Annotated in this window: 23 protein-coding genes; 18 read left to right on the top strand and 5 right to left on the bottom strand. The window is 56.2% G+C overall.

Going from position 1 to position 23,109, the window contains the following annotated elements; genetic code table 11:
- Positions 1 to 133: 133 nt before the first annotated feature.
- The 5 genes from osmF (at position 134) to RE428_RS19060 (ending at position 4,556) form a co-directional block, all read left to right on the top strand.
- A complete protein-coding gene (gene osmF, locus RE428_RS19080; RefSeq protein WP_004580586.1) occupies positions 134 to 1,057 on the top strand; it encodes a glycine betaine ABC transporter substrate-binding protein OsmF in 924 nt (307 codons plus the stop codon).
- 4 nt (positions 1,058 to 1,061) lie between these two features.
- Positions 1,062 to 2,249 carry an ABC transporter permease gene (locus RE428_RS19075; RefSeq protein ID WP_004580587.1) on the top strand — a complete coding sequence of 396 codons (1,188 nt, stop codon included), beginning with the start codon at positions 1,062 to 1,064 and terminating at the stop codon, positions 2,247 to 2,249.
- Between the two features lie 95 nt (positions 2,250 to 2,344).
- The gene (locus tag RE428_RS19070) at positions 2,345 to 3,292 is read left to right on the top strand and encodes an ABC transporter ATP-binding protein (RefSeq protein WP_004580588.1); all 948 of its coding nucleotides are present in this window, start codon (positions 2,345 to 2,347) and stop codon (positions 3,290 to 3,292) included.
- Positions 3,292 to 4,035, top strand: coding sequence for an ABC transporter permease (locus RE428_RS19065; protein ID WP_004580589.1), 744 nt, complete (start codon positions 3,292 to 3,294; stop codon positions 4,033 to 4,035). Before RE428_RS19070 ends, RE428_RS19065 begins: the two co-directional genes overlap by 1 nt.
- A complete protein-coding gene (locus tag RE428_RS19060; protein ID WP_004580590.1) occupies positions 4,032 to 4,556 on the top strand; it encodes a GNAT family N-acetyltransferase in 525 nt (174 codons plus the stop codon). Before RE428_RS19065 ends, RE428_RS19060 begins: the two co-directional genes overlap by 4 nt.
- Positions 4,557 to 4,615: 59 nt before the next feature.
- On the opposite strand, the gene RE428_RS19055 is transcribed toward RE428_RS19060, so the two are convergent.
- The gene (locus tag RE428_RS19055) at positions 4,616 to 4,912 is read right to left on the bottom strand and encodes a site-specific integrase (RefSeq protein WP_115840303.1); all 297 of its coding nucleotides are present in this window, start codon (positions 4,910 to 4,912) and stop codon (positions 4,616 to 4,618) included.
- A gap of 411 nt (positions 4,913 to 5,323) precedes the next feature.
- Here RE428_RS19055 and RE428_RS19050 point away from each other — a divergent pair, with 411 nt between their 5' ends.
- From RE428_RS19050 to RE428_RS19030, 5 genes are all read left to right on the top strand, one after another.
- Entirely contained in the window at positions 5,324 to 5,554 is a 231-nt protein-coding gene (locus RE428_RS19050) for a hypothetical protein (protein WP_004580592.1), read from the top strand.
- A 143-nt stretch (positions 5,555 to 5,697) separates the two neighbouring features.
- Complete coding sequence (locus tag RE428_RS19045) at positions 5,698 to 7,269, top strand: IS1182 family transposase (protein WP_004579270.1); 1,572 nt, start codon at positions 5,698 to 5,700, stop codon at positions 7,267 to 7,269.
- A gap of 209 nt (positions 7,270 to 7,478) precedes the next feature.
- Positions 7,479 to 8,126 carry a hypothetical protein gene (locus RE428_RS19040; RefSeq protein WP_004580593.1) on the top strand — a complete coding sequence of 216 codons (648 nt, stop codon included), beginning with the start codon at positions 7,479 to 7,481 and terminating at the stop codon, positions 8,124 to 8,126.
- A 146-nt stretch (positions 8,127 to 8,272) separates the two neighbouring features.
- On the top strand, positions 8,273 to 9,646 hold the full coding sequence (locus RE428_RS19035) for an AAA family ATPase (protein ID WP_169334059.1): 1,374 nt from the start codon (positions 8,273 to 8,275) through the stop codon (positions 9,644 to 9,646).
- The gene (locus RE428_RS19030) at positions 9,646 to 10,341 is read left to right on the top strand and encodes an HNH endonuclease (RefSeq protein WP_004580595.1); all 696 of its coding nucleotides are present in this window, start codon (positions 9,646 to 9,648) and stop codon (positions 10,339 to 10,341) included. The genes RE428_RS19035 and RE428_RS19030 overlap by 1 nt, the downstream gene beginning before the upstream one ends.
- A gap of 718 nt (positions 10,342 to 11,059) precedes the next feature.
- Here RE428_RS19030 and RE428_RS19025 read toward each other — a convergent pair.
- Entirely contained in the window at positions 11,060 to 12,040 is a 981-nt protein-coding gene (locus RE428_RS19025; protein ID WP_004580596.1) for a transposase, read from the bottom strand.
- Between the two features lie 193 nt (positions 12,041 to 12,233).
- On the opposite strand from RE428_RS19025, the gene RE428_RS19020 reads away from it, so the two are divergent.
- The 3 genes from RE428_RS19020 to RE428_RS19010 all read left to right on the top strand — a co-directional run bounded on the left by RE428_RS19020 (position 12,234) and on the right by RE428_RS19010 (position 15,423).
- Positions 12,234 to 12,578, top strand: a complete 345-nt coding sequence (locus RE428_RS19020) for a hypothetical protein (RefSeq protein ID WP_154660743.1) — start codon at positions 12,234 to 12,236, stop codon at positions 12,576 to 12,578.
- A gap of 399 nt (positions 12,579 to 12,977) precedes the next feature.
- Complete coding sequence (locus tag RE428_RS19015) at positions 12,978 to 13,844, top strand: hypothetical protein (RefSeq protein WP_004580598.1); 867 nt, start codon at positions 12,978 to 12,980, stop codon at positions 13,842 to 13,844.
- Positions 13,845 to 14,073: 229 nt separating this feature from the next.
- A complete protein-coding gene (locus RE428_RS19010) occupies positions 14,074 to 15,423 on the top strand; it encodes a S41 family peptidase (protein WP_004580599.1) in 1,350 nt (449 codons plus the stop codon).
- Between the two features lie 56 nt (positions 15,424 to 15,479).
- Here the strand turns inward: RE428_RS19010 and RE428_RS19005 are convergent, their stop codons facing one another.
- The gene (locus RE428_RS19005) at positions 15,480 to 16,382 is read right to left on the bottom strand and encodes an alpha/beta fold hydrolase (protein ID WP_004580600.1); all 903 of its coding nucleotides are present in this window, start codon (positions 16,380 to 16,382) and stop codon (positions 15,480 to 15,482) included.
- A 120-nt stretch (positions 16,383 to 16,502) separates the two neighbouring features.
- Between RE428_RS19005 and RE428_RS19000 the strand changes: the two genes are divergently transcribed.
- From RE428_RS19000 to RE428_RS18990, 3 genes are all read left to right on the top strand, one after another.
- On the top strand, positions 16,503 to 17,531 hold the full coding sequence (locus RE428_RS19000) for a GlxA family transcriptional regulator (RefSeq protein WP_004580601.1): 1,029 nt from the start codon (positions 16,503 to 16,505) through the stop codon (positions 17,529 to 17,531).
- A gap of 248 nt (positions 17,532 to 17,779) precedes the next feature.
- The gene (locus RE428_RS18995; protein ID WP_004580602.1) at positions 17,780 to 18,130 is read left to right on the top strand and encodes a hypothetical protein; all 351 of its coding nucleotides are present in this window, start codon (positions 17,780 to 17,782) and stop codon (positions 18,128 to 18,130) included.
- Positions 18,127 to 20,118 carry a pyrroloquinoline quinone-dependent dehydrogenase gene (locus RE428_RS18990; protein ID WP_004580603.1) on the top strand — a complete coding sequence of 664 codons (1,992 nt, stop codon included), beginning with the start codon at positions 18,127 to 18,129 and terminating at the stop codon, positions 20,116 to 20,118. The genes RE428_RS18995 and RE428_RS18990 overlap by 4 nt, the downstream gene beginning before the upstream one ends.
- A 100-nt stretch (positions 20,119 to 20,218) precedes the next feature.
- Here RE428_RS18990 and RE428_RS18985 read toward each other — a convergent pair whose 3' ends face one another.
- A complete protein-coding gene (locus tag RE428_RS18985; protein WP_004580604.1) occupies positions 20,219 to 20,449 on the bottom strand; it encodes a ChaB family protein in 231 nt (76 codons plus the stop codon).
- A 238-nt stretch (positions 20,450 to 20,687) separates the two neighbouring features.
- Here RE428_RS18985 and RE428_RS18980 point away from each other — a divergent pair, with 238 nt between their 5' ends.
- Both RE428_RS18980 and RE428_RS18975 read left to right on the top strand, forming a co-directional pair.
- Positions 20,688 to 22,085 (top strand): sensor domain-containing diguanylate cyclase, encoded by a 1,398-nt coding sequence (locus RE428_RS18980; RefSeq protein WP_004580605.1) that lies wholly within the window; start codon positions 20,688 to 20,690, stop codon positions 22,083 to 22,085.
- Positions 22,086 to 22,194: 109 nt separating this feature from the next.
- Positions 22,195 to 22,506, top strand: a complete 312-nt coding sequence (locus RE428_RS18975; RefSeq protein WP_004580606.1) for an antibiotic biosynthesis monooxygenase family protein — start codon at positions 22,195 to 22,197, stop codon at positions 22,504 to 22,506.
- Between the two features lie 249 nt (positions 22,507 to 22,755).
- Here RE428_RS18975 and RE428_RS18970 read toward each other — a convergent pair whose 3' ends face one another.
- Positions 22,756 to 23,091: a hypothetical protein gene (locus tag RE428_RS18970; protein WP_004580607.1), complete on the bottom strand. Its 336-nt coding sequence runs from the start codon at positions 23,089 to 23,091 to the stop codon at positions 22,756 to 22,758.
- Between the last annotated feature and the right edge of the window lie 18 nt (positions 23,092 to 23,109).

Here is a 23,109-nt window from a genome sequence, read left to right as displayed (position 1 = left end):
CAGGACGGCATTGCCTGAGATGAATTCGGCCTTGCCTTCGCATGTGCGTCCAATAGACTGATAGAACGTAACGCGATTAGCACTTCGAGCGTTTCGATAACCTCAAGCAAAAATGCGTCAACGACCAAGAGGAATGGCCGTGTCCCTTATTTCCCACTTTCGCCGCGCCGCGGCACTGACCGTTATGCTGATCACCGGGCCGGCAATGGCTGCTGACCCGGTAGTGGTCTCTTCCAAGATCGATACCGAAGGCGCTGTGTTGGGCCAGATGATCATCCAGAGCCTGGAAAATGCGGGCATCCCCGCCGAAAACCGGCTCCAGCTCGGCGCTACCAATATCATCCGCAACGCCATCAAGGCCGGCGAGATCGATCTTTATCCGGAATACACCGGCAATGCGGCGTTTTTCCATGACCAGGCCGACCGGGATATCTGGAAGGATGCAGACAAGGCCTACGAGGAGGCCGCCAAGCTGGACAAGGAAGCGCACAACATCATCTGGCTGAAGCCGGCCGATGCCAACAACACCTGGGCCATGGCCGTACGCGGTGATCTTGCGAAAGAGCACGATCTCAAGACCCTCGAAGACCTGGCGCAGTACATCAATGAAGGTGGCGACTTCAAGTTCGCGGCCAGTGCCGAATTCGTCGAATCCGAGAGTGCGTTGCCCGCCTTCCAGGAGGCTTATGGCTTCAAGCTTGGCTCCGACCAGCTGCTGATCCTCTCCGGCGGCAACACGGCTGCAACCCTGCGCGCGGCGGCGCTGAACAACAACGACGTCAACGGTGCCATGACGTACGGAACGGATGGTGGACTCAACGCCCTCGACCTCAAGGTGATGGAAGACACCAAGGGCGTGCAGCCGGTCTACCAGCCCGCGCCGATCATTCGGGCCGAAGTGCTCGAAACCTATCCGAAGATCCCCGAGATACTCGCTCCCATCTTCGAATCTCTCGACCTGGAGACGCTCCAGCGTCTGAATGGCCTGGTGGCCGTTCAAGGCGTACCGGTTGAGAAAGTTGCCCGGGACTATCTGGATTCATTGCCCCAGGACTGAGGATTTGCCCTCTATCAAGCTGTTCTCGAGCCGGCTCCTGCCGAATCGTGTGATTCCAGCGCTAGGGCTACTGGCCCTGGTGCTGGTCTGGATCCTCGACTTCGGCACGATCCAGCCCAATCGCATCGTGCCGGGCACCGGCCATGGTCTCCTGTCGGCCGTCGGGTGGTGGGGTGCTGCCGTGGTTTCGCTGGTGCTGGTGGTGACCGTACTGCTCTCCATCATGCCGTTGCGCATTCGCTTTATCCTGTTGCTGGGCGTTGTTGCGCTCTCTCTGGCGATGCTGCCGGCACTGCTGGATGTGTTTGCGACCCGCCATTTGCCCGAAGGCTCGCCTTACGCCCGCTCGTCCGTGGGGCCAGGCTTCTGGAGCCTCCTCTTCTTCCTGTCGTTGATGCTGATCGAGATTCTCGGGCGCCTCAGGACGCGACGGGGTATACAGTTATTACTGCTCCTGCTGATCGCGGGGAGCTGGCTGACCCTGTTGATGAGCGATGGTCTGGAAAGCCTGTCGCTGGTGCGCGAGTTCAATGCCCGGCCGGACAAGTTCGCGCAGGCCCTGTGGACGCATCTGGCCCTGGCCTTTGGTGCCGTGGCGATCAGTGCCTGTCTGGCCTTCGCGCTGGCCCTGAAGATGATCCGCAGTGCTGCCTGGCAACGCCCGATCCTGGGCATCGTGAGTTTTCTGCAGACCATTCCCAGCCTGGCTGTCTTTGGCCTGCTGATCGCGCCGCTAAGTGCGTTATCGGCGGCTTTCCCGCTGCTGCAGGAGATGGGGATTCGCGGGATCGGCTGGGCGCCGGCGATGCTGGCACTGATCGCCTACAGCTTGCTGCCCATGGTGCGTAACACCTTCGTCGCGCTGAGTGAGGTACCGGAGTCGCTTGTGGACGCCGGTCGCGGCATGGGCATGACTGAGCGGCAACTATTCTTCCAGGTCAAGTTGCCGCTGGCGCTACCGGTGATTATCGAGGGGGTGCGCATCACCACGATCCAGGCGATCGGATTGACGGCCGTGGCGGCGCTGATCGGTGCCGGCGGTTTTGGCGGCTTCATCTTCCAGGGGTTGGGGCAGGCGGCCATGGACCTGGTGTTGCTCGGTGCATTACCCACGATCGCGTTGGCCCTGGTGGCCGACGCCCTGTTTTCCATGCTGGCCACCGCCCTCAAGCCGACACCGGCTACCGCCTGAGAAAAGGGAGGCCCCATGGCACGGCATTCATTGAAACAAGCCAACAATCGTTGAAATAAGCTAACCATCGTTGAAACAGGAAAGGAACTGTCCGGATGATCGAACTGAAGAATGTCACACGGCGTTTTGGCGATATCGTCGCCGTGGACAGGATCGACCTGACCATCGAAACCGGCGAAGTCTGTGTGCTGGTGGGCAGTTCCGGCTGCGGCAAGTCCACGACATTGCGCATGATCAACCGCCTGTTGCCCCACAGCGCCGGCGAGATCCTGGTGGATGGTGAAGATATTACCGGCATGGACCCGCAGAAGCTGCGTCTCAATATGGGCTATGTTATCCAGGGCACCGGCCTGTTTCCCCACTGGACCGTCGCGCGCAATATCGCACTGGTTCCGCAATTGTTGAAGTGGCCAAAGGAACGCATCGACGAGCGGGTCAACGAACTGCTGGCCCTGCTGGAACTGGACCCGGCCACGTACGGCAACAAGTACCCCCAGCAGCTCTCCGGCGGCCAAGCCCAGCGCGTTGGTGTGGCCCGCGCGTTGGCCGCGGACCCCAATATCCTGCTGATGGACGAGCCCTTTGGCGCGCTGGATGCGATCACCCGTGAAAACCTGCAACTGGAGATGCTGCGTATCCAGAAACAGGTGCGCAAGACGACGGTTTTCGTGACCCACGACATCGACGAAGCCCTGAAGCTGGCCACTCGCATTGCCGTCATGGACCAGGGCCGGATCATCCAGCACGACACCCCCGAGAATATCCTGCGCCGCCCGGCATCCGACTTCGTCGAAAACCTGGTTGGTAAACAGGATCGCGGCCTCAAACTCATGGGGTTGCGCCCGGTCCGCGAGCTCATGACACCCCACGCCCGGCCGAGACTCTCCGAACCCGGCGCCGATGGCCTCAAGGAAGACGACAGTATCCGCCTGGCCCTTTCAGTCATGCTCTGGCAGGACCTGCCTCAGGTATCGGTGTTCAATAGTGACGGCGAAGAAACAGGCATCATCACCCGTGAGCGCATTATCGAGGGAGGCGCCTGATGCGCACCTGGTTGCCTCCGCTTCTGCTGGCCGTACTGCTGATCGGCTTGAGCGCCGCGATGCCGGCGCTGGAACCTTTCTTCCGCTGGGTTCAGCCCGACAAGCAGAGCGTCATCTACGACCGCGAGAGCTTCCTGTTCCTGCTACAGAACCACCTCGTACTGGTGCTGATCTCCGCCACCATTGGCACGATCGCAGCGGTGGCCGGCGGCATCTTTGCCACCCGCCCCTCGGGCCGGGATTTCCTGCCCCTGGTCAGCCAGATCGCGTCCATTGGCCAGACCTTTCCGCCCGTGGCTGTGCTCGCCCTGGCGGTACCGGTGCTCGGCTTCGGCGAAGCGCCGATCCTCGTTGCCCTGATCCTCTATGGCTTGCTCCCCATCCTGCGCAACACCCTGGCGGGCCTGGAAGGCATCAATGCCGCCGTACGCGAGGCGGCACGTGGTATGGGGATGTCGCCCATGCAGGTGCTCTTCCAGGTGGAACTGCCGCTGGCGGGGCGGGTAATCCTCGCGGGCATCCGGACCTCCGTAACGATCAACATTGCTACCGCCGCCATTGGCTCGACGATCGGGGCGCGGACGTTGGGCGATCCGGTGATTTCGGGGTTGGTTAATGGGAATACGGCTTATGTCCTGCAAGGCGCCATACTCATCGGCTTACTGGCATTGACGACCGATAGTCTGTTTGAGGCGCTGGAACGGACGTGGGATCGGCGGTTTTCGCCGCAGGTTGTGGCATGAACCTCCGCCTGCTGCGGGCTTCAGATGCGGAACAACTGCTTGAATTCGAGCTGGAAAACCGCGACTGGTTTGAGCAGAGCATAAGTCCAAGGCCAGAGGTGTTCTACAGCGAGAAAGGTGTTCAAGCACACATAGCGGATTTCCTCGCTGAATACGAGCTGAATCGTCGGCTCCCTTTCCTGTTAACTTCAAATTCAGACAACATCCTTGGGCGAATCAATCTATCCGCGATTGATTTGGATAAGGGCTACGCATCCCTTGGATATCGTGTTGGACAGCAGTTTGTCGGCCAAGGCTTAGCCAAAACGGCAGTCCGTGATGCCCTTCAAATTGCCAGTAGCTTTGGTATCAGCAGGCTGACCGCGGTGGTGACGGAGTTGAACGAGGCTTCCAAAAAGGTGCTGCACTATAATGGTTTCGAAGCGGTGGGGTGGTTGAAGCAGTATGCAGTTGTTAATGGCCAGCCGTTGGACTGTGTTGAATATCGTTGGTGTCGACCTTCAGAAGACTACGTTCCATGATGGCGCTTTGCTCATCGTGCACGAAGAAGTTTCGAAACCCCCTCAACCTCCCATATCCATCAGATTCCTGCCCCGTTTACCCATAATTCCAAGTACAGGAAGACCAGCGTATTCAGCGCGACGCGCTGAGTGGCAACGCTTGCGTTGTTCTGTAATACAAGATGGGAAAGAAAGTTTTCCACCTCTACAGTTCCCATCTCGCTGGGGTGTATACGGCCATGGAACCGAATGAACCTTTTGATCCAGAACACATAGGTCTGTTCGGTCTTGTAGGCGAGGCCGCGTAGCCGAATGAAGGTGCGGAGCTGGTCGAGAAAACGCGTCGGTCGTGCGGGGACCGGGGTGGGGATATCCATATCCAAAAACATCTGATGATACTGTTTATATATACAGTATTCCGGTGGCGACAGATGTCAAGGTCCTGTGTAGAGCGGAGTTATACGAACGCGTTCGCAAAACTCGGGAAATTCCGTGAAAGAGTGGCGTAACCATTTGATACGTTTGGAAAGTGGACATACCCGGTGTGGAGTTATACGTTTTAGATTGACGGGCCGTGAGGGCACAGGAGGGACGTATAACTCCGGCTGCGTATCGGTTGGGCGCTATTAAAGCTTTGTTTTTAAAGGTTAAGTTGGTTGCTTCTGAGGGCGTTTTCTTTGGAGTTATACGAATGGGTGTTATACGAACGCGTTCGTATAATTGGCTGTTAAATATCGACGATCGTTTGGTTTTCAATTGACTTCACCGAAATAAGTACAGGAACTGCGATGGGGTTTTTCTTCCGCAAGAAAAAGGGGGCCAAGCTCGAATATCCAGCCAGCCTGATAGAAGAGGCAAAAAAGCAGCCTAATGGTTGGGTTTATGAAATAGATGCCAGATATGATCCTGATGGCCTCGTGCCTCCAGAAGGGATAAAGGGAGGCTGGAAGGTAGATGAACATGGCGAATTAACAGGAGAGTATAAGGCTAACCCGAGGTATAGATCTGAAAATATTTAACAATTGGCTGTTGGCGGACGCACCTGCGCTGGCGCTCCGGCACGCCGCAAAGCCAGGGCGTTGAGGCTGTAGAAAAAGTCCCGGAATCGCCGCTCGTGCTTTGGTAGCATCGAGTCATCGCTGGCCGACAAGGACCGTCTTTCATGCCCCGCTTCAAGCACTACAACTACGACCAGGACGCGATGGTCGTTATCAACTACCAGGATCAGCTCCAGCCCGGCACCTTCGAACATGCGATCCACTACCTGATCGAACACAGGCTGGACCTATCGGTGTTTCACCCCAAGTACCGCAACGAAGACACCGGTCGGCTGGCCTACGATCCCGCCATCCTGCTGAAGATCATCCTGTTCGCCTACTCCAAGGGCATCACCTCCAGCCGCGAGATGCAGTGGTGCTGCGAGACCAACATCATCTTCAAGGCACTGTCCTGCGATACGGTGCCGCACTTCACCACACTGGCAAAGTTCGTCAGCGGCCATGCCGATGAGATCGAGGATTTGTTCGAGCAAGTGCTGCTGGTGTGTCACGAGCAGGGCCTGTTGGGCAACGAACTCTTTGCCATCGACGGTTGCAAGATGTCCTCCAACGCCAGCAAGGAGTGGTCCGGCACCTTCAAGGAGCTCGGCGAGAAGCGGGAGAAGCTGCGGCGCCTGATCCGCCACCACCTGCGTGAACACTACGCGCGGGACGAAGCGGAGACCGAAGCCGAACTGGACCGGGATATCCGCCGGGCCAAAACCATTCTCTCGCTGGATGAGGCCATGACCAAAGTGGACCGCTTCCTAAAGACGAACCGCCCACGGAGGGGCCGGGGGAAGCGGAACAAGGAAGTGAAGAGCAACCTGACCGATAAGGAGAGTGCCAAGATGACCACGGGCAAGGGCACGATCCAGGGCTACAATGGTGTCGCCACGGTGGATAAGAAACACCAGGTCATCATCGACGCCCAGGCCTTCGGCGAAGGCCAGGAGCATCACACGCTGCAACCGGTCCTGGAAACCGTCGAAGCTCGCTATAAGAAGCTGGGTATTGCCGACAGCATCTATCAACACGGTACGGTCATCACCGCCGATACCGGCTTCGCCAACGAAGCCAATATGCAGTACCTGCATGAGCGTCAGATCAACGGCTATATCCCGGACAACCAGTTCCGCAGCCGGGACCCGAAGTTCCAGCACCAGAAAGCCAAGTACGGCAAGCGCCATCAAGACCGACCGGCCACAGGGTGGAAGAAGACCATCCCCGCGAGCGAATTCCAGTTCGACCCGGTGGACCTCACCTGTATCTGTCCCGCCGGCGAATCCCTCCAATACCACGGAACCAAGGTCGATCAGAACGGCCAGCGCCGAACCTACTTCCAGGGCCGTTTACTGCAGTGCCGACACTGCCCGAAGAAGCACCGCTGCATGCAGAACCCGGAGGCGGCCAACGATCGGAAAGGCAAAGGAAGACAGGTCTCGTTCACCATCGAGACCCAGCGCCGACCGAACTACACCGACTGGATGAAGCACCGGGTGGATAGCCCCCAAGGCAAAGAAATTTACAGCCATCGAATGTCGGTGGTGGAGCCGGTGTTCGGCAATATCGGCACCACCAAACGGCTGAACCGCTTCAGTCTGCGGGGTAAACGGAAAGTGCAAGGCCAGTGGCAGCTTTACTGTCTGGTTCATAATATTGAGAAGTTGGCCAATTACGGGCAGTTGGCAGCCTGACCGAAGGGCAGGTGGGAGAGCCATGCTATAGCGCCGCTGAATGCGCTATAGCTGACTAAGCGGCAAAAAACTTGGAGTGCGCGGCTATTGTCGGAAATAAAACAACGCATCCGCCAATGGCGGGTAAACAAAAGAACAACTGAAACAGCGGGTGGAAACGACTCAGAATTGGGTTTTTCTACAGCCTCGTTAGCTGAAGGTGAAAGCGCATGGATGCAAGACATAGTTTGATAGAGGCGTACTTCAAGCATCTCGAATCGAAGCTTGAGACGATCCGAGCTATATCGGAGATCTCAGAAGAGGAAGCTTTGATGCTGTGTTGTTGCCACCTCGAAGCTCTTGGAGCAAGGCAATATCAAGAAGTGGAGTACACCGATCCGCCACGAAAAGCGATACCGAACTATTCAAAGTCTGCTGCTTTCACAAAAGTCTTAGCTGAGCATAGCGGATATGGCTTTTGGGATAAAATTCACCCGATTGGCTTGCTTTCTTACCTTCCCAAATTGTTCGACCCTGACATGCAGGACTACACGATTGCATTGAGCGAAATAGGGTATGAATTGAGAGAAGAGGGTTTTGTGATCGAGGCTGTTTCACACCTTTTTCGCAACTCGAAACAAAGAGAGTGGTTTGAAAATCATTGCCACAAAGGAAGTCTCGGCAACATTGCGTATTCGAAGGTAAGGAGTGAGATTGTCCACAACATTACGCACCAACCAATTTCCTTCGATGCCAAGTGGCAGGGAGAAAGGCTTCCAGACATTGATTATGGCTTGATGGTTGATTGCTTGGAGAATGTGATTTCGAGCTTAAAAGCTATCTCTCTCGAGACAAGAAGGTTCTGGTGGGAGCAATGAACGCTGGCCATCTGGACTCAGCTAACCAATGCGTCAACGGGACCGGTTTTCCGCTGCCGCTCCAAACCGGCCCGTTACGCTGGCGTTAGATTTACAATTATTCAGCATCCAACTTTCATAGCGTTAGGAATATAGAGGAATGTATTTTGCTATATCAATACCACTATAAAAACAAAACATTTACTTTTTCAGATGGGCCTAGTCCACAATTGGAAAACATATTTACTGTCATTGTCGGAAAAAATGGAACTGGCAAAAGCAGACTACTGAAGTCAATAATCGAAGAGTTTGTCGGCAGAAGCAATAGAGGTGGTATTTATACAAACAGGAAAGACCTGCTAAGTGAAAGATCTGGACGATTAACAGCATATTCAGAGCCAACAAAAATTATTGCGGTATCTACTAGTCCCTTTGATAAGTTCCCAATAGATCTGCACGACAACATTCATGATGACTATAGTTACCTTGGTCTTAGAAGCCTCAGAGCTACCGATTTAGGAATGGCTTATATGGCAAAAATATTCCTATCTCTAATAACTTCTGCCCAAGAGGACATCAGTAGACCTGAAAGGATTTGTGACGTTTTGGAGTATCTAGGTTATTCGCCAATTCTTACTGCTAGGTATCACTTCGACATACCTATAATTAAGGTTAGAGAATTATTTAACTCGAACAACCCAGTTGGGCATTTTATAGATGAATTCCTTGCTGACAATGAAAGATCAAATCCTATAAGGAGGAGTAGATTTCGATCGTTCTATTCTGACAACAATGAGTTGTCTATTGAAAAAATTGAGCGTTTTTTAGATATATATAAAAGGTTGGATTTTTCAATTAACAAGCCAAGGCTTGAAGTTGTTCTTATGAGAGACGGAGTGTTTTTATCAGCAGACTCTATAACCATTCAGGATGACCTTGTTTTCCTCATAGAGAGTGGCTTGGCAAGATTGAGAAATATCAACCTAGAAAAGAGTAAAAGTCATGAGGCTTTTAGAATAGGCGATGCAAGCTCTGGCGAACAAAGTGTTGTAATGAGTATTCTAGGTATTGCGAGCCAAATAACTGATGGTGCTTTAATATGTATTGACGAGCCAGAAGTATGCCTGCACCCAGAGTGGCAAGAAAAATATATTGAGCTTTTAATTAATACATTTAGAGATTACAAACAGTGTCATTTTATAATCGCAACTCACTCACCTTTAATTGTTTCAAAATTGGAAGATGAAAATTGTTACCTAATGAAGATGGAGGATGGAGAGCTAGTTCATGGCTCTCTAGTCAATAATCAATCAGTCGATTTTCAACTAGCAAATACTTTTAAAACCCCTGGGTACAAAAATGAATACCTTAGTCGGGAGCTAATTTCAATGCTGTCGTCTTTTGGTGAAAGTGGCGAGTTAGATCCTGATATTATTAAAAACATCAAAAAAATACTTCTCCTTAAAGATATGCTAAATGACTCAGATCCTGTTAAGAAACTTATGGATATGGCGGAAGAAGTTATGGGGGAAGTTTCTTGATGACTGGGCGTTTAGTAAAATATTCTGATGATATTAAAGCAAAGATTGATGCCTATAATTCGTTAGAACCTATGGAAAAGAAAGGAAGCTACTGGGATAAAACTGATGATAGTGAGTTGACAAAAGCTAAAAAACATATCAAAGATCACTATATTTTGACTCAAGACTATACTTGCCCTTATTGTCGTCAACGCAATGAAGTCGATCATAATGCTGTTTGGGATACTGAGCACATTATTCCAAAGGATCAGTATCCGCAATTTATGTTTTCCCCATTAAATCTGTGCGTTGCATGCAAGGATTGCAATCAATCAAAAACAAATAAAAACGTATTGAAAAACCCTACAAGGAAGACTCTACCCACAAAAAGCGAAGACTATATATTTGTCCACCCGAATCTGGATGAATACAAAAATCACATAAAGATTTTAAAATCTTCCCTTTTTTTTATACCCCTAGACTCCAAGGGAAAAGAAACCATTGAGATCTGCGGGCTTCTTAGATTTCTATATAGATTCACTGACTATGGGAATATTTCATTAGAAGTAAAGAATAAAATTGGACTTCTGCATAAAGAACTGATGGATGCTAAAACGGGTATTGAGGAGCACTTCATTCTGTCTTGTATTGAAGATGTAGTGCTGCGCGGCAAGGAAATTGCCAAAACTAGCCACCTCGAGGCAATGAGTTCATGAAATTCACAGCTAACAATAAGTAAATAGGACACCCACCTCAAAATGAACCCAAGATTCGGCAGACTCACGCAACTGCCCTAATCAATACCGTCGATGCTACCTAAATGGGTTTGATCAGACAGGAAATTATTAGCGAATCGCGTTCTGCTGTAGGGCAAACCCGGCAATACGACATTTCGGACAATAGAGGACTGCTGCCACTCAAGGAGGGCAGAGGGGGATTCGGGTGGTGGTATGGTTTAGGTGGGCTATCCCAACAGTACTTGGCAACTACCCAGGCCAACGGTTCGTCGGTAACCCAGCTGCTGGCAGGCCGTCTTTAGACTGAAAGCGGTACCAACCAATCCTTTGAAGCGGCTCTCAAAACGCCGACTCATGTAGAGCCAATGCTGAGGATCGATGGCGAGACGTTGGAGTATGGGCGGCAACGCGTCGAAAAGTAAATAGGACACCCTCCTTAGTTGAGTAAATAGGACACCCACCTCAACTGATTAAATAGGACACCCACCTCAAAATGAACCCAAGATTCGGCAGACTCACGCAACTGCCCTAATCAATCCCGTCGATGCTACCTAAATGGGTTTGATCAGACAGGAAATTACTAGCGAATCGCGTTCTGCTGTAGGGCAAACCCGGCAATACGACATTTCGGACAATAGAGGGCTGCTGCCACTCAAGGAGGGCAGGGGTGATTCGGTGGTGGTATGGTTTAGGTGGGCTATCCCAACAGTACTTGGCAATTACCCAGGCCAACGGTTCGTCGGTAACCCAGCTGTTGGCAGGCAGCTTTCAAGCTGAATACTGTACCGACCAAACCTTTGAAGCGGCTCTCAAAACTCCGACTCATGTAGAGCCAATGCTGAGGATCGATGGCGAGACGTTGGAGTATGGGCGGCAACGCGTCGGGAATGTGGCCTTTCTTGTCGTCCCTCAGCTGACGGCCGGTCCAGTCCACCAGTTCCAGGTAGTCCTCCAAACGGAAGGGTAACCCTGCCGGCATGCCATTTCGCGGATTACCCGCAAACGGAAAGAGGCCGAAGGGCTGGGAGTGGGCTTCACGAAGGTGTTGCCGTACCCGGGCCCTGACCGAGGTGAACACGCTGGCCTCCGGCGTTTTTGCGATGCCCGCACGCACGGGGTTCAGATCGACGTATGCCAGGCAGGCGGCCAGGGCCTGCTCATCCAGCAACGCCTGGGACTTAAAGCGACCCTCCCAGAATCGGCCGGTACAGCCATCCTCCAGGTTGGCACGCCGGGCGATGTCCTCGTTCAGACAACGCATAAACCAGCTGATGTCCTGCAGTCGGGCCCGCCAGGTCTCGGCCTGTTCTTCCAGTTTGCGTTGTTCGATGTCCCGCAACGGCTCGCCCCGCAGGTAGCGTTGGCTGAAGAGCGTGCCTTTGAACAACTGATGCCAGCGCTCGACGGTCGTTCTCAAAGACCACTGTTCGGCTTCGGCCTGGTTGATATGCAGCACCACGTGGACATGGTTGCTCATCACGGCGTAGGCGCAGATATCCAGGGCAAAGACGGTAGCGAGCTTGAGTAGGCGGTTTTCAATCCAGGCCCTGCGATGGGAGAAATCCTGACCTGTTACATGATCCCGGCCACAGAGAAAGGCGCGGCGGACACAGCGGCTGACGCAGTGATAATAGGGGGTCGCTTCGACGGCGACCTGGGCTTTCCTTGCCCGGGGCATTGGCAGTTCCTTCTTTCGATTACTGTATGGATGAACAGTATCAGAAGATGGCGAGTGCAGCTATGGTTTCGGTGGGTGTCCACACTGGAGACTCTGGAGAGCGCACACTGGAGAGGGAGTCCCTGGAGAGGTGACACTGGTGATGCCCTCTGGGAAGCTGAATAAGACATGGATTGTGCAAGGAGCAGAGCGCGTGAAAGGTGAGATAAATGACGACAATGCAGAACGGATTGGCCGGCCATTCATCGAGAGCATAATAGAAGCTCATGCCGACGCAGATTACGACCGATTGGTTGAGCTCGTACCCGATGTGAACGGGAAACTAACCGAGGTGGAGTTCGCTGAGGCGGCGGTCGGTCTGGAGCCTTTGGGTGATGTCGTCTCCATCGAGTACCTCGCCCAATTCGAGAAGGTCAAAGAGCACCTCGTGCTCTGGCGAGTGAAATATGAACTGGCGGAGGAGGATGTGCTTTGGCACCTCTATCTGTCCGGGGAAGGTGACGATATTAAGGTAGTCGGCCTGTTTTTCGATCTATAGGGTGCAGAAGAATAGGAGAGCCTCGGGCCCCTTGGCGACGCGGGATGAGGGCGAGAACACTGTGCCGGAGTGGGACAATCCGTAGGAAGAGGCCCTGTGGTGATAGCAAATGGATTTGGAAGCCCGTTTGCGTATATCGCGGCTGGGCGACTACGGGATTACGTGGCTGGGTGTCTTCTCAAGGACGCTTCACCCGATGCGCCGCTTGAGTTCTGCAGGTGATGAACTAGAGTAACCAATAGGGCCCTGCGGCATAGGCCACCAGGGCCCGGGTGGTTGTAGGATCAACTCCGGACCGCCGCTGATTCCTTCGTTAGAGCATGTCTCATGCAATAGCGGCTCTTGCCGTCAGGGAATCCTCCGAATGCTCGGTCGCGTGCCGAAAGGAGGGTTGTCGTCATGAGTGAAGGCACCAAGATCAACACGAGCCTTGTGGTTGTGGCGGTGCTCCTGTTTGCTGCGTTTTTTACCTACATGATGCTCAGCAGTTCCGGCCCGGGCCTGTTCAAGGTGGAGACCAAGGGCGGCAATTCCATCGTTCTTGATTTCAGTGGCCGGGAGTACGAGCTATCCAAACTCCTCGATGATGTGATGGCGGACCAGGCTCAGGCCGACATCGTGCGGGCCATGCTCAGGGAACGCTACGGTCTCTATAGCATCGACAGCACCGAGTTCGTGGACTACCTGCGTCGGTTGTCGCCCCAGGACGAGCTTTCCAAAGAGATCATAGGCCTGCTGGTTGATGGCGCAGGCCCGTTCGACCACCAGTTTCACACCTATCGGAACATCCACAGTCTCAGCGCTGCCCTGGAAATTATCGAGCTCGATCATGATTCTCCGGCCGCGGTGCGTCTGCGGGAAGCCTCCAACAGGCAGGAAGGGATCTTCCAGCAGGAAGGGATACCCGTGCGTGTCACCCGGGTGCCCGCCTCGCAGATTTCAGACAGCGATGCGGCGGTCTGTTCATCGCGCAAACACCGGTTCATTGGTCACGATCTGCTGCTCACCAGTGGTGAGCAGTCTCCGAGGATGGTGTCGGTATATGCAGAGAAGCCCTTCCACTGCACATTGCCGGCCGATGAAACCGCCAAGGACGTCGTCATGATCAATACCAACACGGCTGAGAGACTGTATGGCAGCGCGGCGGGCGATCAGCTCCAGCGAGCACTGCTGTACATTGTGCCGTTGGGTTATCAGGTCAAAACGGTGATGAACGAGGAGGCGTTCGTTTCCATGGCTATTCCTGCCGAGGAAGGTGAACGGTGAGGGGCCTTATCATGTTGGCGTGCCTGTTCTTCGCGGCCGAAACCCTCGCGGACTGCACCTATAACGGCCGCTCATACCCCACGGGCACAGTGATAGGTCCGCTCGTCTGTCAACCGGATGGCACCTGGCAGAAGCGGTGATGGATATCGCGGTTGCCCCCGTACACGCCCATGCATGCGAGTGTCCTGAATAGGTTGTTTGGGTGTCATCAAGAGGACGGGCGATCGATATGGTCTTGGCCGAATCCCTCGATGAATCCGCCGGTATAGCGGATTTCAAGGCGCTTCAGGGCGTCTGGCGCTCCCGTGGCTATGGCAAGGTGTTGCTCATCGAGCCGGATGAATACACCCTTTTCGAAGAAACCGCGATCAGCTGCCAGGAGACATTCACCGGCAGTCTCGACGAGTTGGCGCTCTACTATGACGATTTGCGCGTGTCGCCCGGCGAGCAGACGTTCAGCGCGCACCGGGTCACCGGGGTGGCTCGCATCCATTTTCGTCGACTCAAGGCGCTGCCTCCGACTGCGGCTGCCACCCGGATGCATGAGGCCCGGGATCCGGTCTTCAATTTCGAGGTTTTCTGGCGGACGTTCGACGAACACTACGCCCTGTTCGACCTCAAGGGCGTGGATTGGCACGAGAGCTATCAGCGCTTTCGTCCGAAGGTCCACCGTCGTAGTTCACGGGAAGCCCTGTTTTCCAACCTGGCGGCGATGTTGCGGCCGCTCAGGGACGGCCATATTCGCCTACATTCGCCCTGGGGGCACTTCAGTGCCGGTGCTCTCCCTTCGCTGTATAACCGGCTGGAACGGGAACTGGAAGCCTCCAGCGATGGGCGGGAACTGGCCACCTACCTGGACGACCTGAAAGCCTGGCTGCGGGAAGTAATCCACGAAGAATACCTGATGAAAGGCGTCGAGCACGGGGCGGCCAGGTTGATGGAGTGGGGGCGTCTGGGCCCGTCCACGGGCTATCTCAATATCCGCGCCATGGCCGGCCTGTGCGGGCGTATCGGTCACCCGGCCGATGACATCAGGGTCACGGACCGGGTGATGCAGCAGGTGCTGGCGGATCTGGGTGGGCTACCCAACCTGGTGGTGGATATCCGAACCAATGGCGGCGGCTACGACGGTGTCGCCCTGCGCATCGCCGCTTACCTGCTCGATCGCAAGCGTCTGGCCTTCAGCAAGTATGCCCGCAAGGTCACTGGCTTTACCGGCAAGCAACCGGTCTATGTCGACCCAGCGGGCTCCGGCAGCTATCGCGGTAACCTCTATCTGCTGACCAGTGAACTCACCGCCAGTGCTGCTGAAATCTTCGTGCTGTCACTGTTGCAGCGCCCAGGTCTGACCCTCATCGGTGACCCGACCCACGGTATCCTCTCCGACACGCTGGAGCGCCACCTGCCCAACGGCTGGCACTTCACCCTCTCCAACGAGGTTTATGAAGCGTTCGACGGCCAGGTCTACGAAGATACGGGCATTCCCCCGCACATACGCCTGCCGTTCCTGGGGCGCAGGGGGCGGGAAGACGGCAAGGACCCTATGCTGGAGCGAGTCCTGAAGGAGGTATCCGCCTGAGACACCGCATCGCTTCTTTGAGACTTCCCCTTTAAGCCCTTGCCTACCTGCAGTCCTCAAGCCGGTGAGGCGACTGCACCGATCACCGCTTTCACCACGTCAGGATTCCATAACATCCGGTGATGCCCCAGGCCCCGGGTATGGAGCACATGGCCGCCCGGCCAGGCGAGATGCACCTCGTGGCTTTGGGCCGGCGGTACGTCGCGGTCGTCGCTGTCGATGACGACCAAACCACGCTGGGTGAGTTGCCCGGCGAGTCGAACCAGCGACAGCTCCGACCAAACGTCGGTGCCGAAGCGCTCCTCGATCAGGCGCTTGTGAACCTGCAGTACGTTGGCAGGAAGCTTCAGGCGCCTGCCCAGCCCATGGACAACGGTTTGCAGGTCGGAGGGCGGGGCCAGCATCACCAGGTTCCTGACGTCCAGACCGCGACTGATCGCACGTGCTGCCGCAACGCTACCCATGGAATGGGCGATGATGCCGTGAACCGGTCCATGGTTCACGCCGACTCGCTTCACCACTTCGGCGATCTCGTAGAGGTTCGTGCTCGAGCCCTGGGCCCGGCCGTGTGCAGGCGCATCGAATAGCACAGCCCGGAACCCCGCTTTCACCAGTGGTTCAATGTAGGCGCCGAACTGGATGCCAGCGCCGGACCAACCGTGAACCATGAGAATCGTCGGGCCTTCTCCCCAGCTGTAGATCGGCAGGATGTTGGTGCCGTGATGAAGCTGCGTATGGCTGTCGGCAACATCCAGCAGGCTCTCGTAACGGTAAGGCATCGGCAGCCGGCCCGGTTTGAAGAACTGGCGGTTGACCAGGCGTCCTGCGCCTTCCGGCGAAAGGCGTGCGTACCAATCCATGCCCAGGCGCATGAGTGTTTGCCTGAGATCGGGACGGCCCGGCGACCTTTGGGTTTGATCAGTAACGTTATCCGGCAGCGTTTTCACGTGGATGGTCATGATGGCCTCCTGCAGATCGAGGGTTCGATGGCGATGGATGACGCTGTCAGGTTAGGGCTTGCTGGTACCTGGCTGGAGTGTCATATTTGACATATAAGGTGCGAAAAAGGTCAGGTTGCCATGATTAGCGTCGCAATTATTGCCCAGCCGTACTGCCATGCCAGCGGTGTCCATGGTGTGATGGATTTCTTCGCGACGGCGAATTACTGCGGTCGTAAATCGTCCGGCGAGCCGCTATTCGACTGCCAGATCGTGACCGCGGACGATCGGCCCGTCCGCGGTTATAGCGGTGCGCTGGTCACACCTACTGCGGACAGGGAAGCCTTGAAGCCAGACCTGATCGTGGTTGGATCGGCTCTGGAAGCGGTGGTCGTGGATCACTACGTACAGCATTCACTCGATCAGGCGCGGCCGCTGTTTGGTTGGTTACAGTCTGCGGCGGCCCGGGGCGTGACGCTGGCGAGCGTATGCACCGGCAGCTTCGTGCTGGCGGAAGCCGGGTTGCTGGATGGTCTGGCGGCGACCACCCATTGGCGAGCGGCGGCACTGTTCCGTCAGCGTTACCCCGCCGTACGGCTGGAGGTGGACCAGTTGCTGGTCGATAACGGCCAGGTGATCTGCGCCGGCGGCGCCACGGCTTTTTCGGACCTGTGTCTCTACCTGGTGGAGCGGCTCGCATCACCGGCCATCGCCCTGGCCTGCAGCAAATTACTGGTCCTGGATAACCGGCGCCTCGAACAGACGCCCTATATGAGCCTATACGGGCATAAGACCCATCAGGACAAGGCAATCCATAAGGCCCAGGCATGGATGGAGGAGCACTATGCCGATGTTGTCGTGATCGATGCGGTTGCTGGAATAGCCGGGCTGGGGACGCGCACCTTCAAGCGGCGTTTCCGGGAGGCTACCGGCGAGTCGCCAATCCACTACCTGCAGCAACTGCGCGTCGAAGCTGCCAAACACCTGCTTGAATCCAGCATCGAGCAGACGGCTCAGATCATCTGGCGGGTGGGTTACGAGGACGCCTCGTCCTTCCGCCGCCTGTTCAAACGCACCGTCGGATGCACCATGGAGCAGTACCGCAAGCGTTTCAGTTATGTGGTGCCCGTGGCATCGGCGGGTAGCGGACGCATGACGGCGCAGGCATAGGTAGCAGCAACGGCATCCATTGGCGACTTGCTCCACATTAACATGCGCCGTTATAAACGCTTGCTACCGGTGGTAGCCTTGAAAGGCATTCTCCAAAAAGTCCTGGGCCTGGGTTTCCTCTTGCTGGTCTCGCTTCTACATTTAAACCGCCGCTTGAACCAAGTCGTATTACTTGAGGCCGGGCACATGGCGGAGCGAATATGGGCCCGGGACACTCACCCCACGCACTGAATGGACAGGAGGTCCCCTTGGCAACCCGCACAAAGCCTATCGGGCCGGTGCTGCTGCTCGTCGCATCGCTGCTCGGCATAGGTATATCGCTTTACTACTATCTCACGCCCCTCACTGGAGTAAACGGCACATTTGGTGCTCTCCTGGTCGTTGTTTCCACGTTACTTATGGCTCTTGCCGGTTTGTTACTACTGCCGTTGCGTCGCGGCTTCCTCGCTGGCCTGTTCAGGGTACTGGCTTTGTTGGCGGGTATCGGAACGCTTGCCGCCGCCTGGTTCCTTCACGAATTCTGGCTGATGGCCGCGATGGTTGTTGCACTGCTCGGCGTAATTGTTGATTTTGGTTCGGGAAAGGGAGGTTCCAGATGATAAGAACGACTGCACGCCTGTTTATGCTGGCTGCGCTCTGCCTTCCCTTAGCTGGGCACAGCCAGGAGGCGGCCGATAACGGCTCGGGTTCAGAGCCGGCGCAATCGAAGGAAGGTCAGCCGCAACCCGGGGCAACCTCGCTGGTGCCTTCCGGGCCCGTCTGGGACGGTTTTCACGGTCAACTGAATGCGCAGAAGTATTCGCCGCTGACGCAAATCAACGCTGAAAATGCGGGTCAGTTGGAACTGGCCTGGGAATATCACACCGGCGATGTGTCCGACGGGAGCGGCGACTTGCCACCGACCGTTTGGTCGGCAACGCCCATCTACGCCAACGAAACCCTCTATATTGGTACGCCGTTCTACCGCATCATCGCGCTGGATCCGGCCACGGGCGAGGAGAAGTGGACGTTCAATACCAACTCCACGCTGAAGGCGTTGACCCAGCCTGCGCTGAAGAGTCGCGGCGTGGCCTATTGGGAGGCTGACAATCCGACGGAGGGCGAGCCGTGCCAGAAGATCGTCTATCTGGGAACCATGGATGCCCGCCTCTTCGCCGTGGATGCCGACACCGGCAAGCTGTGTCAGGACTTCGCCAATGGCGGGGTGCTGGATGTCAATCGGTGGAACGACACCAACGACCGTTGGCCGCTCTCTCTGCTACAACCGCCAGCCGTCACGGGGGACCACCTCATTCTCGGTTGGGCGGGCATGGACTGGGCCTATGCCGAGGCGCCTCCAGGCTCGGTATTCTCCATCAACGCCCGTACCGGAGAACTGGAATGGACACTTAACCTCATCCCTGAAGACATTCGCCAGCGCACCGGCACAGCAAACGTGTGGACGGCGATGTCTGTGGATGAAGAGCTCGGGTTGGTCTATCTGCCCGTGTCCTCGCCATCACCCAACTACTGGGGCGGCAACCGGACGGAAGAAATTCCTCTGGCCACATCGACAACCGCTGTGGATATCGAAACCGGCGAGGTGGTCTGGTCGCGCCAGTGGGTTCACCACGATATCTGGGACTACGACATCAACTCGGCGCCGACCCTGATGGATATCACCGTCGACGGCGAAACCATTCCGGCCCTCATGCAAGCCACGAAGATGGGATTCCTGTTCGTGGTCAACCGCGAGACCGGGGAAGATGTCTGGCCCATCGAGGAGCGACCGGTACCCGCAGGTAATGTGGAGGGCGAGGTCTATGCCGACACCCAGCCGTTCCCGACCAAACCGGCGCCGCTGCTGGACCAATCCGAGAAGCCCGAGGTCTGGTGGGCTGCCGATGCCGTCGGTTTCGGCGAATGTTCCCGCCTGTTCGATAAACTCCACTATGAAGGGATGTATTCACCGCCGACGACGGACGGTGAGGGTGTCCTGGCTTATCCGGACAGCGCCGGGGGTGTCCAGTGGGGTGGGGTGGCTTTCGATCCGCAAAGCCAGTCGGCCATCGTCAACACCTCGCACATCACACAGTACATCAAGCTCTGGCCCCGCGAGGAATACCAGAAGCTCGCCGGCGGCTCAGGTAACGAGCAGGGCTTCTATCCCCAGGAGGGGGCGCCTTTCGGTATGTCTCTCAACAACGCCGTCAACTGGCTGGGCATGCCTTGCTGGGAGCCGCCATATGGCGAACTGGTATCGATCGATATGCACACCGGTGACGTGAACTGGCGCCGTCCGGTCGGGGCCTCGCAGAAGTTCGGCTTCTACATGCCGGAAAGCATGGGGTCGCCCACTATTGGCGGGCCGGCTGTGACGGCTGGCGGTGTGATCTTCATTGGTGCATCGATGGATGCCAAGGTCCGGGCCTATTCAATGGAAACCGGTGACGAGCTCTGGTCGGATATCGTCGAGGCGCCGGTGGTGGCCAATCCTGCAGTCTACGAACACGATGGTCGACAGTACGTCGCGTTCATCGCGGGCGGCAATACCATTATCAAACCGGAAGTGGGCGACCAGATCGCCGTATACGCGTTGCCGGAGTAAAAAGAATGGCGGGGCGTCCCTCGGCGCCCCGTCTCTCTGGTCTTGTCACTCTGGTCTCGCCACTCCGGTCTCGTCACTCGGAAATCGAGCTCTCAGGGTTTCACGATTTGTCCTTCACCCATTTATCGCCATCCTTGTGATACTTCTCTTTCACCGCCGCCCAGGCGACTTTGTGGGCGGTCTCTTCGCGGCTTTCGTTGCCGCGCCGGTCTTTCGGATTACTGTATTCGTCCCATGCAGAATTGAACGCATTCATGTAGATCTCCTGCGCGCCAGAGGGGAGCTTGTCGCGAACAGAATCCGGGAGGTCGGACTTGCTATCGTAGGGCATGGTTCAGTCCTCCGTTTCAGGGAAACCTTGAAGGTGGTGCGAAAAACCGGAAGACCCCGGATACGTCGAAGCCTTCCCGATAACCACGATACCGTGTTCCTGATTTCGTTGGATTAACCTGGATTTGTCGTGCCTAAGAGCCACGGGAGCGACGAGTTAACCTGATGGCAATTACTTTTCCGGCGACTCTATGTAAGATTGGGTAACCTCTACCGACTGCGAGGGAACCGTCGGTTCTATGGCGCCTTTTCCTGATAACGCCTATGTCGCCAGTCTAGTCAGTTACCGGCCAAGTACCTTGAACCGTCGCTGGGCGGCAGGCATAGCGGTACTCCTCCTGGCTCTATTCTTCGTCACGCTCTTCTATAACGATATCCAGTTCCCGGCGTTGCCTCAGTTTCTGCTGATGCATGCCACTACGGTCTTCATTCTTGAGACGCTCACGGCGCTTATTCTCATCAGCCAGTTCCACCTGACCGGGAAACCCTATTTGCTGGTCCTGGCCAGCGGTTACCTGACGGCCGGCGCCTTCGCCATCCTGCAGCCGCTTGTTTTTCCAGGAGTATTCGCCGGCGTGGAGCTGTTCGACACCGGGTTGAATGCTGCGCTCTGGATTTGGGTTTTCTGGCATTTTGCCTTCCCGCTCTACGTCCTGTCGGCGGTCGTTGTCAGCCAGAATGCCGGTTGGAAAATTCAGCGTCCCTGGCGCGCGACCATTTTCGTGTTGCTGATGACCGTGATGCTGGTCGCTATTGGCTTCTATTTGGCTGTTTTCGACGAAGAAGGCTTGCCAGTCATCATGCGGGACGCGTTCAACTTCTCCAATGTCTGGGATGCCGGTGTCGCGCAGGCGCTCATTGCCACTCATGTTACGGCGCTCCTGGGACTGTTCGTGTTGACCCGGTTACGAACCATCGTGTTCCTGTGGTTGGCGATTGCAATGCTTGCGTCCACGCTGGATACCCTGGGCAACATGCTGGTCACCGAGCGCTACACCCTGGGCTGGTTTTCGGCACGGCTGAGCTCTTTTGTGGCTTCGGCGGCCGTGCTTGGGTCCTTAATGGCAGAGCTGCACCTGCTCTATAAGGTGGGTTGGCTGGAAAAGAGCCGAATGCAGTTCCATGCCGAAATGGATGCGCTGACGCGGCTTCCCAACCGGCGGGCGTTCGACAGTTACTTCCTGGAAGAGGCAAAACGAAGCGACCGCAGCCAGACGCCGCTGGCCCTGGCGCTGGTCGACATTGACCATTTCAAACGCGTGAATGACCGGTACGGGCATGCTACGGGCGACATCGTGTTGCAGCACGTCGCTTCGATATTGCGGCGGCACCTGAATCGCCCCAGCGACTTTGTCGCACGCTGGGGTGGCGAGGAATTTGCCATCCTGATGAGCGGCAACTCGCTGGAAGGCGCCAACTACGTGCTTGAGCGTCTGCGCCATGATATCGAACGCAGTGCGTGCGAGACGGCGAAAGGCGCTGTTTCGCTAACGGTCAGTGTTGGACTGGCGAAGGCAGTCATTCACGATGATGGCGATATCGATAACCTGATGGAACATGCCGACCAGGCGCTTTACCAGGCGAAGCACTCGGGGCGGAACCGGATCTGCCTCTCGACACTGGAAACGGCGGCTTGATGTCAGGTTCCGTTAGCCTGCTGACGGGCTTTGAATCAACCTGCGTTTGTATCACCCTGTCTTCACGTATCCAGACTGACATAAAGCCGATAAAAGTAATGGGGAGGCCATGAAGTATATCTTCGAAGTCCAGATCAAAGACGGATATACCGCCGAGGACTATGCCGACGCCTGGGTCCGGGCCAGCCGGCTGATCCAGCAGGCCCCCGGCGCCCGGGGTACGGAGCTGCACCGCAAGATCGGCGATCCCACCAGGCTGATCGCCATCGCCCACTGGGACTCCAAGGCCAGTCGGGATGCAATGGAGGATCAACACAACCCCGAGGTGGCCGAGATTATCAAGAGTGCTGCACCGTTCTGTGAAATTCGCGCCCTCGGCGAGTTCGACGAGCCGGAATGGGTCGTGCTGCCGGGCAGCTAGGGAGCCTCTGAATAACTTCGAATCGCCTCTGCGTGTTCTGAAGGCTGTAGCCGCAAGGCCTGGCTCGCCGGGAATGGCCGTAGCCCTTGCCAAGAGCCCAAACGACGCGGATGCACCCTTCAGAGCACGCCCTACGGGGCCATCAGAGCGATCCACAGGCTGCGTTGCGGTTTTTTGAAAGGCAACCAGCCTTCCTGCAAAACCGCGCCTTGCCAGTGAACCGCTCTGAAGGCCAGAGGTGATCCGGAGTTATTCAGAGGCTCCCCAGTCCGTCGCTTCCTGGCTGTACCAGGCGGCATAGGGCGTATTCTTTACCAGGAACTGGTTGTAATCAGGCGCTCCGTCCGTCCACCAGACGGCGCCGCGCTCACCCAGCGCGACCTTGGCCTCATTGACCTCCGTCCTGGCCTGGATGAGTTGCCGGTCGTCCCCCTTCTTCTGCGCCTGATGCACGGCGCGTCTGGCTGACATCAACTGCCGGGTCAACTGCACGCGCTCGTGCTCCGGCAGGTTCGGGTTCGAGGCACGCCATAGGCGGCCTTTGACGACGATGTAACGCCCGTCGGGTGTTTTCAATGGGTGCATCGATCTGCGTTCCTTCCT

Source organism: Marinobacter nanhaiticus D15-8W (assembly GCF_036511935.1).
Taxonomy (GTDB): Bacteria; Pseudomonadota; Gammaproteobacteria; order Pseudomonadales; family Oleiphilaceae; genus Marinobacter_A; species Marinobacter_A nanhaiticus.
This window is presented reverse-complemented; position numbering and strand designations above follow the sequence as displayed.

What these genes read in the sequence shown, in the direction of transcription:
- osmF (WP_004580586.1), top strand. Translation starts at nt 134, where the DNA reads ATGGCCGTGTCCCTTATTTCCCACTTTCGCCGCGCCGCGGCACTGACC.
- RE428_RS19070 (WP_004580588.1), top strand. Translation starts at nt 2,345, where the DNA reads ATGATCGAACTGAAGAATGTCACACGGCGTTTTGGCGATATCGTCGCC.
- RE428_RS19065 (WP_004580589.1), top strand. Translation starts at nt 3,292, where the DNA reads ATGCGCACCTGGTTGCCTCCGCTTCTGCTGGCCGTACTGCTGATCGGC.
- RE428_RS19060 (WP_004580590.1), top strand. Translation starts at nt 4,032, where the DNA reads ATGAACCTCCGCCTGCTGCGGGCTTCAGATGCGGAACAACTGCTTGAA.
- RE428_RS19055 (WP_115840303.1), bottom strand. Translation starts at nt 4,912, where the DNA reads ATGGATATCCCCACCCCGGTCCCCGCACGACCGACGCGTTTTCTCGAC.
- RE428_RS19050 (WP_004580592.1), top strand. Translation starts at nt 5,324, where the DNA reads ATGGGGTTTTTCTTCCGCAAGAAAAAGGGGGCCAAGCTCGAATATCCA.
- RE428_RS19045 (WP_004579270.1), top strand. Translation starts at nt 5,698, where the DNA reads ATGCCCCGCTTCAAGCACTACAACTACGACCAGGACGCGATGGTCGTT.
- RE428_RS19040 (WP_004580593.1), top strand. Translation starts at nt 7,479, where the DNA reads ATGGATGCAAGACATAGTTTGATAGAGGCGTACTTCAAGCATCTCGAA.
- RE428_RS19030 (WP_004580595.1), top strand. Translation starts at nt 9,646, where the DNA reads ATGACTGGGCGTTTAGTAAAATATTCTGATGATATTAAAGCAAAGATT.
- RE428_RS19025 (WP_004580596.1), bottom strand. Translation starts at nt 12,040, where the DNA reads ATGCCCCGGGCAAGGAAAGCCCAGGTCGCCGTCGAAGCGACCCCCTAT.
- RE428_RS19015 (WP_004580598.1), top strand. Translation starts at nt 12,978, where the DNA reads ATGAGTGAAGGCACCAAGATCAACACGAGCCTTGTGGTTGTGGCGGTG.
- RE428_RS19010 (WP_004580599.1), top strand. Translation starts at nt 14,074, where the DNA reads ATGGTCTTGGCCGAATCCCTCGATGAATCCGCCGGTATAGCGGATTTC.
- RE428_RS19005 (WP_004580600.1), bottom strand. Translation starts at nt 16,382, where the DNA reads ATGACCATCCACGTGAAAACGCTGCCGGATAACGTTACTGATCAAACC.
- RE428_RS19000 (WP_004580601.1), top strand. Translation starts at nt 16,503, where the DNA reads ATGATTAGCGTCGCAATTATTGCCCAGCCGTACTGCCATGCCAGCGGT.
- RE428_RS18990 (WP_004580603.1), top strand. Translation starts at nt 18,127, where the DNA reads ATGATAAGAACGACTGCACGCCTGTTTATGCTGGCTGCGCTCTGCCTT.
- RE428_RS18985 (WP_004580604.1), bottom strand. Translation starts at nt 20,449, where the DNA reads ATGCCCTACGATAGCAAGTCCGACCTCCCGGATTCTGTTCGCGACAAG.
- RE428_RS18980 (WP_004580605.1), top strand. Translation starts at nt 20,688, where the DNA reads ATGGCGCCTTTTCCTGATAACGCCTATGTCGCCAGTCTAGTCAGTTAC.
- RE428_RS18975 (WP_004580606.1), top strand. Translation starts at nt 22,195, where the DNA reads ATGAAGTATATCTTCGAAGTCCAGATCAAAGACGGATATACCGCCGAG.
- RE428_RS18970 (WP_004580607.1), bottom strand. Translation starts at nt 23,091, where the DNA reads ATGCACCCATTGAAAACACCCGACGGGCGTTACATCGTCGTCAAAGGC.